Raw genomic sequence first — 1098 nt, 5'->3', positions numbered from 1 at the left:
TGGTACGTGAGCTGGGCGGCGATCCGCTCGAACTCGGCGAGCATCGGCTCCATGAGGGGCGAGTGGAAAGCGTGGCTCACGGTGAGCTTCTTCGCCTTACGGCCTTCACCGGTGAAGTGGCTGACAACCGAGTTCACACCCGCATCGGGACCGGACACGACGATCGCGTTCGGTCCGTTCACAGCCGCGATGCCCGTGCCGTCCGGCAACACGGCCCGTACCTCGTCCTCGGTCGCCTGCACGGCAGCCATCGCACCCCCCGAAGGGAGCTGCTGCATCAACCGGCCACGAGCCGCGACCAGCCTCGCCGCGTCCTCCAGCGACCACAGACCCGCCACATGCGCGGCCGCCAGCTCACCGATCGAATGCCCGGCCAGCACATCCGGCCGCACACCCCAGAACTCCAGCAGCCGGAACAACGCCACCTCAAGGGCGAACAGCGCGGGCTGCGTGAAGCCCGTCTCGTCCAGCCCCTCACCGCCGAACATCACACCCTTCAGCGGACGTTCGAGATGCGCATCCAGGACAGCGCACACCTCGTCCAGCGCGGCGGCGAACACGGGGAAGGCCTCATACAGCTCCCGTCCCATCCCGGCCCGCTGACTGCCCTGCCCCGTGAACAGGAACGCCAGCGGATCGCGTCCGGCGCCCGGCACCGGTGCGGTGCCGCCGGCCAGGGTCTCCAGGCCGGCCAGCAGTCCTTCCCGGTCCCCGCCGACCACGCCGGCCCGGTGGGCGAAGGCCGACCGGTGCGTCAGCAGGGCGTGGCCCACGTCCGCGAGGTCCAGGTCGGGGCGGGCGGCGGCGAACCCGAGCAGGCGTGCCGCCTGGCCGCGAACGGCCTCGGCGGTCTTGCCCGACACGATCCACGGCACCACCGGGAGCCGCCCGGCCTCAGGAGCCTCGGCGGGGTCCTCGGCCGGAGCCTCCTCGACGATGACGTGGGCGTTGGTCCCGCTGATACCGAACGAGGAGACACCGGCCCGACGTACCCGCTGCTCATCCGCCTTCCACGGCTGGGCCTCGGTCAGCAGCTCCACCTCCCCCGCCGACCAGTCGACGTGGGAGGACGGAGCATCGACGTGCAGGGTCTGCGGC

Annotated in this window: 1 protein-coding gene; it reads right to left on the bottom strand. The window is 71.4% G+C overall.

Annotation, left to right across the window (positions count from 1 at the left end; genetic code table 11):
* Nucleotides 1-1098, bottom strand: a 1098-nt coding sequence (locus tag ABZ854_RS37290; RefSeq protein WP_361220517.1) for an acyltransferase domain-containing protein, incomplete at both ends; no start/stop codon positions are given.

It is taken from the genome of Streptomyces sp. NPDC047028, assembly GCF_040644095.1.
Lineage (GTDB): Bacteria > Actinomycetota > Actinomycetes > Streptomycetales > Streptomycetaceae > Streptomyces.
The sequence above is the reverse complement of the archived record's forward strand: the minus strand, read 5'-3'. Positions and strand labels throughout refer to the sequence as shown.